At 71.7% G+C, this 12993-nt stretch carries 10 protein-coding genes and 1 tRNA gene; 3 read left to right on the forward strand and 8 right to left on the reverse strand.

Going from position 1 to position 12993, the window contains the following annotated elements:
• The first annotated feature begins 165 nt into the window (after positions 1–165).
• Both IEY89_RS15255 and IEY89_RS15260 read left to right on the forward strand, forming a co-directional pair.
• Positions 166–897 carry a maleate cis-trans isomerase family protein gene (locus IEY89_RS15255; protein WP_189147909.1) on the forward strand — a complete coding sequence of 244 codons (732 nt, stop codon included), beginning with the start codon at positions 166–168 and terminating at the stop codon, positions 895–897.
• A 305-nt stretch (positions 898–1202) separates the two neighbouring features.
• Positions 1203–2318: an LLM class flavin-dependent oxidoreductase gene (locus IEY89_RS15260; RefSeq protein ID WP_189147910.1), complete on the forward strand. Its 1116-nt coding sequence runs from the start codon at positions 1203–1205 to the stop codon at positions 2316–2318.
• A 12-nt stretch (positions 2319–2330) separates the two neighbouring features.
• On the opposite strand, the gene IEY89_RS15265 is transcribed toward IEY89_RS15260, so the two are convergent.
• A complete protein-coding gene (locus IEY89_RS15265; protein WP_189147911.1) occupies positions 2331–4280 on the reverse strand; it encodes a putative bifunctional diguanylate cyclase/phosphodiesterase in 1950 nt (649 codons plus the stop codon).
• Positions 4281–4726: 446 nt separating this feature from the next.
• Between IEY89_RS15265 and IEY89_RS15270 the strand changes: the two genes are divergently transcribed.
• Entirely contained in the window at positions 4727–6109 is a 1383-nt protein-coding gene (locus IEY89_RS15270; RefSeq protein ID WP_189147912.1) for a M6 family metalloprotease domain-containing protein, read from the forward strand.
• A 71-nt stretch (positions 6110–6180) separates the two neighbouring features.
• Here the strand turns inward: IEY89_RS15270 and IEY89_RS15275 are convergent.
• The 7 genes from IEY89_RS15275 to IEY89_RS15305 all read right to left on the reverse strand — a co-directional run bounded on the left by IEY89_RS15275 (position 6181) and on the right by IEY89_RS15305 (position 12854).
• Positions 6181–6254 (reverse strand) — tRNA-Lys (locus IEY89_RS15275).
• Entirely contained in the window at positions 6245–6901 is a 657-nt protein-coding gene (locus IEY89_RS15280) for a hypothetical protein (protein WP_189147913.1), read from the reverse strand. Before IEY89_RS15280 ends, IEY89_RS15275 begins: the two co-directional genes overlap by 10 nt.
• Before the next feature lie 208 nt (positions 6902–7109).
• Positions 7110–7520 (reverse strand): DUF8844 domain-containing protein, encoded by a 411-nt coding sequence (locus tag IEY89_RS15285; RefSeq protein ID WP_189147914.1) that lies wholly within the window; start codon positions 7518–7520, stop codon positions 7110–7112.
• 167 nt (positions 7521–7687) lie between these two features.
• Positions 7688–9040: an AAA domain-containing protein gene (locus IEY89_RS15290; protein WP_189147915.1), complete on the reverse strand. Its 1353-nt coding sequence runs from the start codon at positions 9038–9040 to the stop codon at positions 7688–7690.
• Positions 9041–9113: 73 nt separating this feature from the next.
• Entirely contained in the window at positions 9114–10727 is a 1614-nt protein-coding gene (locus IEY89_RS15295; RefSeq protein ID WP_189147916.1) for a hypothetical protein, read from the reverse strand.
• Positions 10718–11938 (reverse strand): hypothetical protein, encoded by a 1221-nt coding sequence (locus IEY89_RS15300; RefSeq protein WP_189147964.1) that lies wholly within the window; start codon positions 11936–11938, stop codon positions 10718–10720. The genes IEY89_RS15295 and IEY89_RS15300 overlap by 10 nt, the downstream gene beginning before the upstream one ends.
• Positions 11889–12854: a phosphatase PAP2 family protein gene (locus tag IEY89_RS15305; RefSeq protein WP_189147917.1), complete on the reverse strand. Its 966-nt coding sequence runs from the start codon at positions 12852–12854 to the stop codon at positions 11889–11891. The genes IEY89_RS15300 and IEY89_RS15305 overlap by 50 nt, the downstream gene beginning before the upstream one ends.
• Between the last annotated feature and the right edge of the window lie 139 nt (positions 12855–12993).

A 12993-nucleotide genomic window follows, 5' to 3' on the forward strand; every position in this document is an offset into this window, starting at 1 on the left:
CTCGGCCAACCAGGTCCCGAGGTGGGCATCGCCGCGCCGACTGGGTACCCGAGCCGTGGGGCCGCACCAGGCGCTGTGTCCCGACTCGGCGCGCACTCGGCCCCGGACACTGCCGAGCGGCAGAAACAAGAGCAGAACCAAGAAACAAGAACGGGAAGGCTGGACATGACGGCACTCGGATTCCTCTACCCGGGCCACTCCGCCGAGGACGACTATCAGCGCATCGAGCAACTCCTCGGCAGCGACATCCGGCTGGATCTTGTCCACACGGACATCGGCGAGGGCGCGCACCGGGTGGACACGCTCCTGGAGATGGGCTCCCCGGACCGCCTCGCGGCGGGCGTGCAGGAGCTGCGGCTGTCCGGCGCGGAGGCGGTGGTGTGGGCGTCCACCAGCGGCAGCTTCGTGTACGGATGGGAGGGCGCCCATGAGCAGGTACGCGCCCTTGCCCGGGTCGCGGGCCTGCCGGCGTCGTCGACGTCGTTCGCCTTCGTGCACGCGGTGCGGGAGCTCGGGGTGCGGAAGGTGGCGATCGGGGCGACGTACCCGGCGGACGTGGCTGAACTGTTCGCGGAGTTTCTGAGGGCGGCGGGGATCGAGGTGACAGCGGTTCACGGTGCCGGGGTCGTCACGGCGGCGGAAGCGGGGGAGTGGAGCTCGGAGGAGCTGACATCCCTGGCCCGGGAGGCCGACGACACGGACGCGGAGGCGCTGCTCCTCCCGGACACGGCACTGCACACGGCGTCCCACATCGAGACCCTGGAGAAACACCTCACGAAGCCGGTCCTCACGGCGAACCAGGTCTCCGTATGGGAGGCCCTGAGGCTGACGACCCGCAAAGTGAACGCCCCCTCCCTGGGCACCCTGTTCACAAGGGAACCGCCGATACAGGCCTGACGCGTCGCACCTTCGCCCCCCACCCGCCCACCGCATCCGCATCCAGGCAGCACCTCTCACGCGCAGCGGTACCCCTCTGGAGCCGGCGGTCCCATCCAGCGCAGGCCGGCACCACCCAGCCCGTCCGGCGTTTGAGGACAAGCGCGTTCAGCGCGAAAGGGGGGTCCGGGGGCGCAGCCCCCGAGGATGGGACAGGTGGGGCGGCGGGGGCGAGGAAACCGCCCTGAGGAATAAACGGAGCCCCCCTCCTGTTCCACCCCGGAGGACAGCACACGGCACCGAAACAGCAGCAGGAGGCCCCCACCGTGACGGCAGACGCGAAGGCAGACGAGATCCGAGGCAGGACACAGGGCACCGCCCCCGTCCCCCTCTCCGTCCTCGACCTGGTCACCGTAGGCTCCGGCCACACCGCCACCGACGCCCTGCGCACCAGCGTCGCCCTCTCCCGCCTCACCGAATCCCGAGGCTTCCACCGCTACTGGGTCGCCGAACACCACTCCATGCCCGGAGTGGCCTCCTCCTCGCCCGCCGTGATCCTCGCCCACCTCGCCGCCCACACCCACCGCATCCGCCTGGGCTCCGGCGGAGTCATGCTCCCCAACCACGCCCCTCTGGTCATCGCGGAACAGTTCGGCACCCTCGAAGCCATGGCACCGGGCCGCGTCGACCTCGGCCTCGGCCGGGCCCCGGGCACGGACGGCGCCACCGCAGCCGCCCTCCGCCGCACGGAGCGACTCAACGAAGGCGCCGACGACTTCCCCCAGCAGCTGGCGGAGCTGACCCGCTTCCTGGACGACGACTTCCCCGACGGCCACCCCTACCGCCGCATCCACGCGATCCCCGGCCCGGTCCAGTCGACGTCACCGGGCGGAGTCCAGTCCACCCACCGCCCGCCCATCTGGCTGCTCGGCTCCTCCGGCTTCAGCGCCCGCTTGGCCGGTGTCCTGGGCCTGCCCTTCGCCTTCGCGCACCACTTCTCCGCGCAGAACACCGTCCCGGCCCTGGATCTCTACCGCGAGTCCTTCCAGCCCTCGGCCGTCCTCGACGCCCCCTACGCCCTCATCGGCGTCTCCGCCCTCGCCACCGACGACGAGAACGAGGCCCGCCGCCAGGTCTTGGCGATGGGCCTCAACATGGCCCGCCTGCGCTCCGGCCGCCCCGGCCTGTTCCCGTCCCCGGAGGAGGCGGAAGCCTACGAATTCAGCCCGATGGAGAGGGAGTTCGTCAGCTCCTGGATGACGAACATCGTCCACGGCACGGCCGACGAGGTCCGCACGGGCCTGGACGACCTGCAAAAGCGCACGGGAGCCGACGAGTTGATGCTCGTCTCCCACGCCCACCGGGGCGACCTGCGCCTGCGCTCGTACGAACTCATCGCGGACGCCTACGCATTGCCCGTATTGCCCGCTGAGTCGAGCTGACGGAACGACAGATCACCCCTGCCGACAGGCACGACTCCCCATCAGCAGAGAGATCCGATCCGCCCCCACCGGCCGCGAGTAGAGCCACCCCTGCCCCGTATCGCACCCGATACGGCGCAGGCGTTCGGCCTGGGCCGCAGTCTCCACGCACTCGGCGGTGACCGTCAGCCCCAGCCGGTGCGCGAGTTGGATCATCGCCTCGACGACGATCTCGTCGGCCGGGTTCGGCGCGACGCCCTCACCCTCGTACTGGAAGCCCCGCACGAAAGAACCGTCCAGTTTCAGTACTGACACCGGCAGCCGGCTGAGGTAGGCCAGGTTCGAGTAGCCCGTGCCGAAGTCGTCGATCGCGATGCCCACACCCATGTCGCTGAGTGCCTGGAGTGCCTGGAGGGGCCGGCCGGCGGAGCCCATGACCGCGGACTCCGTCAGCTCCAGCTGCAACAGCTGCGCCGGCAGGCCCGTTTCCGCGAGGATCTCCGCCACGTCCGCCACCAGATCCGAGTCCCAGACCTGACGTACGGCGACGTTCACGCTCACGAAGATCGGTGGCTCGTCCGGGCGTTCGAGCTGCCAGCGCCGGGCCTGGCGGCAGGCCGTGGCGAGGACCCAGCGCCCCAGCTGCACGATCGAGCCGTCCTCCTCGGCCAGTCCGATGAACCGGTTCGGCGTCAACGTGCCGAACTGGGGATGGTGCCAGCGCACCAACGCCTCCACGCCGTGCACGCGGCCGTCCGCCATACCCACCAACGGCTGGTATTCCAGGGCGAATTCGCCCCGCTCGATAGCCGGCCGGAGGGTGGAGGACAGGGCCTGGCGGGTCATGCGGTGGGCGTTGCGCTCGGGGTCGAAGAGCGTCCACCGGGACTTTCCGTCGGCCTTCGCCCAGTACAGCGTCGTGTCCGCGGCCTGCATCAGCCCCGTGGGGGTCGTGCCCGCCGCGTGCCGTTCGACGACGCCGATGGAGGCGGAGACGGACATCCGCTGACCGGCGAGATCGAAGGGGAGCTGGAGGGCTTTCAGCACCGACTCGGCCAGGTCGGCCAGTTGGTCGGTGCCCGTCGAGTCCTCGATCAGCAACGCGAACTCGTCGCCGCCCAGTCTGGCCACCAGCGGAGCGACGGCGCCCGGGTTCCGCCGGGCCAGGCCCGCCTCCTCCGCGCACCGGGTGAGACGTTCCGCCACCGCGGCGAGCAGCCGGTCGCCGACGCGGTGGCCGAGGGTGTCGTTGATGGCCTTGAAGCCGTCGAGGTCCAGGTAGCACAGGCCGATCCGGCCCGTCCCGCTCTGCTCATACGACTCCGCCTCCAGCGCCGCCGAGAGCCGCTCGAAGAACAGCGTGCGGTTGGGCAGCCGGGTCACCGGATCGTGCATCTGCAAGTGCCGCAGCCGCGCCTGCAGTTCACGGCGCGCGCTGATGTCGGCCACGGACAGCAGCACGCCCTGCCCTCCGTACCCCCGGACTCCCTCCGAACCCCGAGCTCCTTCCGAGCCCTCCGTCGCCGTTTCCGCCGGCAGCGGTGTGACCGTGACCTGGGCCCACAGGGAGTGCCCGTCCGGGTGCTTGAGTCGGCGTGTGCAGCGCAGCCGTGCCTGCCGGCCGCGCAGCACCTCGCGGTACGCGTGCCACGCACGTGTGTCGGACGCCAGGTCCACCAGGTCGGCGGCCACCTTCCCGGCCAGCACTTCCGGGTCGATGCCCAGCAGCGCGCCAAGGGACTCGTTCGCCGAGACGACCAGGCCCTCGCGGTCCACCAAGGCCATCGCCAGCGGCGCCGCCGCGAACGCGCCGCGCAGCATCCCCGTACCGGCAGCCACCTGGGAAGACGACATGGACGACATGGGTGACATGGACGGTGGAGAAGACGTGGAAGACGTAGAAGACGTGCCGGAGTTACTCTCTGTGACGGCCGGCCGGATGAGATCTACCGAGGGCGCCGGCCCTTGGGACGTTCCGCTCACCGCTCGCTCCCGCAGTGCACTCGGTCTTGATGTGGATCCCGTCGGGCGGCCGACCGGGCGGCAAGCCGCCGCCCTGGCCTAGTCCGTGCAGGAAGTGTCAGGGAAGTGCCAGGAAAGTGTGCCGATCATAGAGGCTGGTCCCAAGCCCTTCCAGCCACTGTCCAGTGTCCATGAACGACCGGCGGTTTTGACAGATCGTTTCTGCCCGCGCCTGGACGGGTTCCTTCGCCCTCGATCGGTTGTGACGTTCCGTGAGTGTTCCGGGGTGTCGCTCCACGAAGGGTGAGCCCTCGCGTGCTTGGCCGTTTGCCGGAGAGCTCCCGATCCTCCCTGGTCACCTGCCTGATCGCCCCTCAATCACCCTTCTGGTGCAGACAAACAGGGCATACAAACGCAAGATCACACAGGCTGGGCTGCGGTGTCCCCAACCGCATTCGGAGGTCTGCGTGCCGCGTCAGCTTCCCCTCAAGGGGCTCACCCGTGGTGCCCTGACGGGATTCAAAGGGCTCGCGAGCGCCGGAGCGCGCCCCCACCTGCGCAGCACGGCCGCCGTTCTCACCACCATGACGGCCCTCGCCGCCACCTCCCTCATCGCGGGCTCCTCGGTCGCCGAACCCTTCTCCGCGCAGTCCTGCGCGCTCCAGCGCACCGACGCCCACCACTCGGAGGGCCTGGACACCTGGAACGCCGCCTATCCGCGCCCGGCCCGCGCCCTCGACGCCGTGATGGTGTTCCTCTCCTTCCCCGACGCGCGCCCGCGGACCACCCCGGCCGAACTGGCCGCCGACCACTTCCCCGCCACCAGCGACTTCTTCGCCCGGGCCTCGTACGGCAGGTTCACGCTGCGCCCGCACCCGCTCCAGAACTGGATCCGGATGCCGCGCCCGTCCACCGCGTACGCCATACAACGGGACTGGGGCGCCGCCCACCGGGCCGCCTATCTGCGCGACGCGCTCGCCGCCGCCGACCGTGACGTCGACTTCTCGCGCTACGACATCGTGTACTTCGTGGCCGACCCGGACGCGCCCGGCGTCGACTCCGACGCGACGAAGGTCGTCAACCTGGACGTCCCCCTGCGGGCCGACGGCGCGGACATCCGCCGAGTCGTCACCGTCTTCGAGAAACACCCGCCCGACCGGCTCGTCCTCGCCCACGAGACGGGCCACGTCTTCGACCTGCCCGACCTCTATCACCGGCCTGTGGACGGAAAGGGTGACTGGGACACGTACGTCGGCGACTGGGACCTGATGGGCAGCCAGTTCGGCCTGGCGCCGGATCTGTTCGCCTGGCACAAGTGGAAACTCGGGTGGCTGGAACCGCGCCAGGTGGTGTGCGTCCGCAGGGGAGGTTCGGTCCGGCTGACCCTGGAATCGCTGGGGGCGCATCCGGCTACGACCGCGTACGCACGTGCGGATGCGGATGCGGATGCGGATGCGGATGCGGTGGGCGGCGGCGGGGGTGCGGGGGCGGGTGCGCCGGTGTTCGGGCAGGGGAACGGGGTGAAGCTGGCCGTCGTGCGGACCGGGGCCGACCGGGTGCTCGCCTTCGAGGCGCGGGGGACCACGGGCAACGACAGCGCGACCTGTACGCAGGGTGTGCTCGTCTACCGGGTGCACGGCGGGGCCGAGTCGGGCGGCGGCCCGGTCGAGGTGGTCGACGCCCATCCGCGTACCGAGGCATGCTGGGAGGAGTCCGTCTATCCGCCCCTCGCGGACGCGCCCGTCACCCTCGGCGAGAGCTTCACGGTCCCCGGTGAGAACGTCCGCGTCGAGGTGGAGGGCCGTACGCTCTCGGGGGCCTGGACGGTGCAGATCACGGGTGCCGGCTGAAGGGCTTGGCCGGGAGGTCCGGAAACGACGTTGGCGAGGCTGTTGGTGAACAGCCTCGCCAATCGACAACGTGCGCCGCCAGGGACTCGAACCCCGGACCCGCTGATTAAGAGTCAGCTGCTCTAACCAACTGAGCTAGCGGCGCTTGCTGACGTCGTAGACCTTAGCACCCTGATCGGCGGGAGGAAAAATCGATATCCGCACCCCGCCGGAGACCGCGGAACGGGCCGCTCGCACGGCCGCCCAGAGCAGGATTTCCGGGCCCGGGAGCCAGGGCCGGCTGGTATCGGGGGCGACGACCCAGCGGGATTCGGGCCGGGGGTCGGCCGTGCTCCCGCGGTCGGTCTCGTGCTCGGTCTCGTCGTTCACCAGGGCTGGAACCGTCACGGCGTCGCCGCGGCCGTGGCAGAGGAGCGGCGGAATCGAGTGACGCCGTCCGGAGTCACCGTCACCGCCGACGCCGCCCTCGCCGGTCGAGCCCCACTCCTCCCACCTCAGCAGTGACGGCAGTCGTTGGGCCGTCCCCAGCGCCGCGAAGAGGAGGATCCGGCCCCGGTAGGCCGCCACCGGGCCGGAGCCGGGTCCGTCGTCCCAGAGGTGGTCGAGCATCCTGCGGCCGAAGACGGCGGGCACGCTGACGACGTCGAACGCGGTCCCGCAGGGCAGGACGAGCGGGGCGTCGGGCCGCTCGGCCCAGAGTGAGAGCGTGCTGCGCGGATACGTTCCTGCGGAGGCGAGCCAGACGGCGCCCTCCGAGGTGACTCCCGCGACGTCAGAGTGTGTGCTGCTCATGGCAGCCAGATCTACAGGTAGTGACCGTGCGATCTCCGAGGGTTCCCGGAAACCGGGACGAGAAGGGGCGAGGTGGGGTACCTTGCCCTCCTGAATATGCCGCACGGACTTTCGAGACCGGTCCGGACCGATCCTGACCGGTCCGGACCATTCTCGGAGCCGAGGGGGCGAGACCGGATCGGTGGGGATCAGACGCGATCAGGTGGGCTCAGACAGGGTCGACGTGACCCTGACCGTGGCCGCCGTTACCGCTCCCGCCGCCTCCGCCGCTGGCGTTCTCCCCGCCGTCACGCAGCAGCTCACGGCCGTACTCGACCATCTTCCTCGCGTAGTCCTCGGTCCACTGCGCCTGCTCCGCGATGTCGGCCGTGGTCAGCCGGTCGAAGCGGCGCGGGTCGGCGAGCTGGGCCGCCGCCATCGCCTGGAACTCGACAGCGCGGTCGGTCGCGGCGCGGAACGCGAGGGTCAGTTCCGTCGCGCGGGTCAGCAGCGCGCGGGGGTCGTCGATCGACTCCAGGTCGAAGAAGTGCTCGGGATCGTCGGCCACTTGCGTGGGCTCGAAGAGCAGGGGCGCGGGGCGTAGCCGCGGTTCGTTGCGACGCGGCGTGGGCTCCGCCATGTCTTCTCCTCCTCGTACGGTCCGCACCGTTCGTACGTACCCTCCATGCGTCACGGCATGTACGGCACACGGTCGATAGGCCCCGCCGTCGAGCCGGGCCACCGTCCATTGTCCCCTGCCCGCGCAAGAGGGCCTCGGGTTCGCCCGACCAGGCCCCTGATCCGCCCTTACGTCCGCCAGGCGACGCGATGCTCCGCCAGATGCGACAGCACCGCGTGGTTCGCCTCCCAGCCGTCCGGGAACTTCACCGTCACCCCCAATTGCACCGGCTCCGTCGACGGATGGTCGTCCAGGAGGTCCGTCACACCCGCCCGGCACACCACCACGCACGCGTGCCGGTGTCGGGAGGCGAGGACGCAGAGGCGGCCCGTCTCCAGGTGGAAGGCGGTCGCGTCGGGGCGGCCGGAGAGGGGGTGCAGGACCACCGTCACGTCGAACTCGCGGCCCTGGAGCCGGTTCGCCGTGTCCACGGTGACGTCCGCGACCCCCAGCTCGGCGAGCGCCGCCCGGACCGCCGCCGCCTGGTCCCGGTGCGCGGTGCCGACCGCGATCCGGTCGGCCGTCAGGGGCGTCGGGTCGGGTCCGCGCTCCGACGTGGCCGCGCCGCCCCGGTCCAGCATGCGGCGTACGACCATGGCGACCGCGCGTACCGCCTCGGGGTCCGTACGAGGGGTGTGCCGGGCGGGGAGTTCCAGCAGCCCCCAGCCCGATTCGGCGGCCTCGTCGAGCACCCGGTCCGGGCCCGAGCCGTCCGACGGGACCGCGAAGGCGAGCCGCCGGTCGCCGTGGCCGGTGCCGCTGCGGAACGGGGTGTACGGGTAGAAGGCGGCAGAGACGAGCGGCGCGGCCGAGGCCGGGAGCCGCCAGGACACCGGCAGGCGGTGCTGGGGCAGCTCGGGGTTGTGGGCCAGCAGGGTCGTGACAGCCGAAGCCGACGGGTCGTACGACAGGCCCGCCCACTGCTCCGCGCCGACGATCGAGAAAGGGTCCAACTGGCCCGGGTCGCCCACGAACAGGGCACGCTCGAACAGTCCGGCGACGGCGAGCAGCGCGTCCGAGCGCATCTGGTACGCCTCGTCCACGATCGCGTGCCGCCACGGCTCGTCGACCTTGACGTGCGCCCACTTGGCGGCCGTGGAGATCACCACGTCCAGGCCCGCGAGCTCGGCCGCCTTCGCGGACTTCCGTACGTTCGTCAGGTCGTCCAGCGCCTTGTCGTACGGGTCCGAGTCACTGCTGTGAAGGCGGCCCACCGGCAGGTCGGGGTTCTTCTCGGCGAGGCGGACGACGAGATCGTCGACCTGGGCGTTCGTCTGCGCGATGACCATCAACGGGCGCCCGGCATCGGCCAGTTCGAGCGCGGCCCGGACCACGAGCGTGGACTTCCCGGCCCCGGGCGGCGAGTCGACGACGACTCCGCGATGGGTGCCGTGCAGCGTGTCACGGAGGATCGCGTCGGTGGCCCGGCCGGCGGCGGCCCCGGGGTCGAAGGCGGCCTGCGGGGTGTGAGCGGCGTTCACAGGGTGCCCTTCTCGGTTCCGGGGGCGGTCCCACGGATGTCCGGGGCGCGCATGTCCATCCGCGTACGGGAGTTCAAAGGACGTCCTCCTCGGTCACCCGGTCGGGCTCGGGGGTCGCGGTCGCGGCCCCCTCACCCGGAGGCCCGCCGTGGGTCCACGGGGTCTGGTCCGCGTCGGGGAGCTTCGCACCGCCTCGCTGCTCGTGCTCGAAGAGCGTGAAGCAGACCAGGTCCCCCTTCTCGGGCACCGACCCGGCCTCGGGCTCCTTGCCGCGGCCCATCTTGTCGACCACCCGCAGCACGATCACCGAACCCTCGGCTCCCGGATCGTCCTCATAGCCGACGAACTCCGCCGCCTGCGGCTTGCCGCCCAGCGAGCGGTACACCTTCACCCGCTCGCCGAGCTGCGGGCGGTCGTCCGTGCGGACGGTGACCAGTGGGCGCGGACTCGGGCGCTTGCCCTCGCTGTACGTCATGACGACGTCCGTGACCTCGCCCGCGAACGCCTCCCCGGACAGCCGTCTGCCCGCCATCACCAGCGGGTCGTCCAGCGCCTCCTGGGCCTCCAGCCGGGCCTGTTCGCGCTCGCGCGTGGCCAGTTTGTTCGCCGCGGTCACCGCGTCGTCGCGGCGTGGCTGCGGGGGCTCGCCCGCGGTGACCCGGTCGCGGTGGCCGGTGAACGACCAGCGGTCGCGCGTCCACCGGTCGCCCGCGTGGGTACCCTCCGGCAGCGTCCGCAGCAGGTCGAGGCCGCGCCACACCGCGTCCCAGGTGGGCCGGGTACGGCTCTCGACGAGGACGCGGATCTCCCGCTCGGCCGCGGTGAGTTCACGGAGCCGGTCGTCCGCCGACTCGCCGTCCTCGGCGGCGGCGAGCGCGGTCCGGGCGCGGTTGTAGTTCTCGATCGCGGGGGCGAGCAGCTTGTTGTCGAACGCGGGGTCGGTCGCCGGGCCGGCCGGCGGCCACAGCAGCTGCCCCTTCGCGTCCCGCGCCAACTCGGCCCGCAGCGCCGCCTCGGCGCCCGACACACCGTCCGGCGGGTCGATCCAGGCGAGCAGCGCGCCCAGATGCTGGTCCTCAAGGGTGGACTGGCCGGTGGCCCAGTGCCGGGACAGCACGTCCGTCAGCGCCAGGAGGAGGGCGGAGCCGGGGACCCGGGCGCGCTCCCCGTAGTGCGTGAACCAGCGGCCGAGCAACGGCACCCGGGGCGGCGCGGGATGCGGCGTCTCCGGGTCCTGTTCCGCCGTACGCCTGAAACGCATCGAGCGCCCCAGCAGCCGTACGAAGTCGATGCCGGCGCGACTCGGGACGATCAACTGGGGTGCGTCCGCGCACAGTTCGACCTCGACCTTGACGCGCTTGCCGGTCTCCGGGTCGATCTCGGCCCGCTCAGCCGCCTCCACCGTGGCGGCATAGGAGTCGATGAACGGCAGCACGACGTCGGCCAGTTCGGCCAGGAACGCGAACCTGAGGTCCCGGTCGCGCGGCTGCGGTACGACGAGCAGGCGCGGCGCGTCCCGGTCGTCGCCGACCAGCGCGCCCAGCGGGGCGCCTGCCTCACCGGCGGTGGTGAGCGGTACGAGGACCAGGGGCCGCTCGGACAGATGGCGGTGCCGGACGGTGGCGCCGGGCTGGGCGCGGCCGGTGCTGACGGCTTCGAGTCGGGCGAGCGTGCCGATCAACGACATACGGCGCCCCCCGGTTCCAGCTCCGCTTCCAGCCCTGGCTCCAACTCCGGCTTCGGAGAGGCGAGTTCGGTGCCGCGCAGTGCCTCCGCGCGCAGGGCGGCTGCCCTCCGTAGCGCTGCCACCGTCGGGTCCTGGGGATCACCTGACCGGCCGTGGGCCGCCGACAACACGTCGTCGACCGTCGTCAGGGCGCCCAGTTCGGCCCGTACGGAACGGCCCAGGGACGTCACCGCGCCCCGCGCGCGGGAACGGTCGCGGCAGTGGAAGGCCAGCTCGCACGCGGACAGGCACTCCGGCGCGTACTCCGCGGGGACCGACTCGACCGCCGCCGTCAGGTCGCCGGCGGGCAGGTCCGGGGCGAAGCAGGTGCCCTCGGGGAGGGTGTCGGCGATGTCCTCGATACGGGTCAGCCGGGACAGTTGGCGGCCGGTCACCGCGCGCTGTTTGCGGACGTCGACCGCGGAGGCCGCCGCGAGGTTGGAGAAGTCCTTCGGGCAGACCAGCAGTACGCGGTGGCGCACGACCGGTGCCGGATCGCCGCCCTGGACGAGCCGGGCGGCGACCTCCTCCAGCGCCAGTACATACACCGCGGCCTGGCGGGCCGCCGCGCCCACCTTCGCGGGGTCCGCCGAGCCGTCGAGCATCGGGAAGGACTTGATCTCCACGACCGTCCAGCTGCCGTCCGGGTGCACGACCACCGCGTCCGGTTCCAGGAAGGCCGGCGAGCCCGCGACGTCGAGGGCCAGCATGGGGTGGTCGAGGAGCGTCCAGCCGCCGGTACCGGCGCCGGCTCTCGCCGCCGCTGTGGCGTCCCGCAGGGCCAGTGCCGTCCGCGCGGTGCGGCCTTCCGGCCCGCCCGCCGTGAGGTCGGGGACCTCGGCCTTCACCGGCGGTACGGCACCCGGGTCCAGCTTCTCGTGCACCAGCCGGAGCAGCTCCGCGCCTCCGTCGGCCTTGACGCGGGCCTCGAAGGTGTTGCCGCGCGCCAGGGCGAACTGGGACTGTCCGAAGGCGGACGGTGAACCCAGCGCACTCGCCAGCGTCGCCTTGTTCACCCCCGCGCCGTCCAGGATCGCGCGCCGCCTGCACCCGGGGTTGGCGGCGAGGGCCGCGAGAGCACGCGCGTCCAGCGCCTTCGGCGGGACCGCGGGACCGCGCAGCTCAGCGAGCCGCTGCCGGAGCGCCGTCCCCCGCTTCCGCGGAAGCGGCACCCGGCTCGGCCCCTGGTCCGGGACCTGGCCCGAAGACGGACTCGCGCTGCCTTGGAATTCGCTCACGCGGGGAAGTCTGGCATCCACCACTGACAATTGGGGCCTCTGCGCCGCGAGAGCGCGTTGCGACGGGCGCGACGCGGGCCGAGATCCACACCTTCGCCCGGTCCGCGTTCCGTATGACGAGCGGTGCCAGCAGCAGTCCGAGGCCCATCACGGCGGCGCCCGCGGCGGCGTCGAGGAAGTAGTGGTTGGCGGTGCCCATCACCACGATCGTCGTGATCAGCGGGTAGGCGACGCCCAGCACCTTGGTGGTGCGCGTACCGCCGTACCGCCACAGCATCACCCCGCACCACAGGGACCAGCCGACGTGCAGGCTCGGCATCGCCGCGTACTGGTTCGTCATGCCGCCGAGGCCCCGCGGGGCGCTGGCCTGGCCGCCCCACCAGCCGTACGAGCTGTACTGGGCCATCGTGTCCACGAAGCCGTGGCCGGCGTCCAGCAGACGGGGCGGGCAGGTGGGCAGCAGGGTGAAGCCGATGAGGCCGATGAAGGTCGAGGTCATCAGCCAGGCGCGGGCCGCCCGGTAGCGGACGGCGCGGGACCGGAAGAGCCAGACCAGGATGGCGGGGGTGACGAGGTAGTGCAGCGACGCGTACCAGAAGTCGGCCGGTACGCCGATCCAGGGCTCGCGGGTGAACAGACGGTTGAGCGGGTGTTCGGCGTTGAGCCACAGGGACTTCTCGAACCTGAGGATCGCCAGGCCGTGCTCGACGGCGGTCGACTCGTTGCCCCGCACCAGCAGACGTCCGGCCGAATAGCACGCGTAGACCAGCAGGAGCAGTGGCAGCTCGGTCCACCAGCGGAGGCGGGTGGGCGGGGCAGCCCCGGTCCGTGCACTGTCGGTCCGCGGCATCCGATCGTCTCTCCCACTCTGTGTTCCCGTTGAGCTGCGCCTCCGGTCGTCGGTGGCCTGCGGTTCGTCCGATTTTACGGTGTACGTGGACGTCTCATGCGTCACCCCCGTCACGAAAGACGTAAAGATCGACCCCCCG

Source organism: Streptomyces lacrimifluminis, from assembly GCF_014646095.1.
GTDB classification, from domain to species: domain Bacteria; phylum Actinomycetota; class Actinomycetes; order Streptomycetales; family Streptomycetaceae; genus Streptomyces; species Streptomyces lacrimifluminis.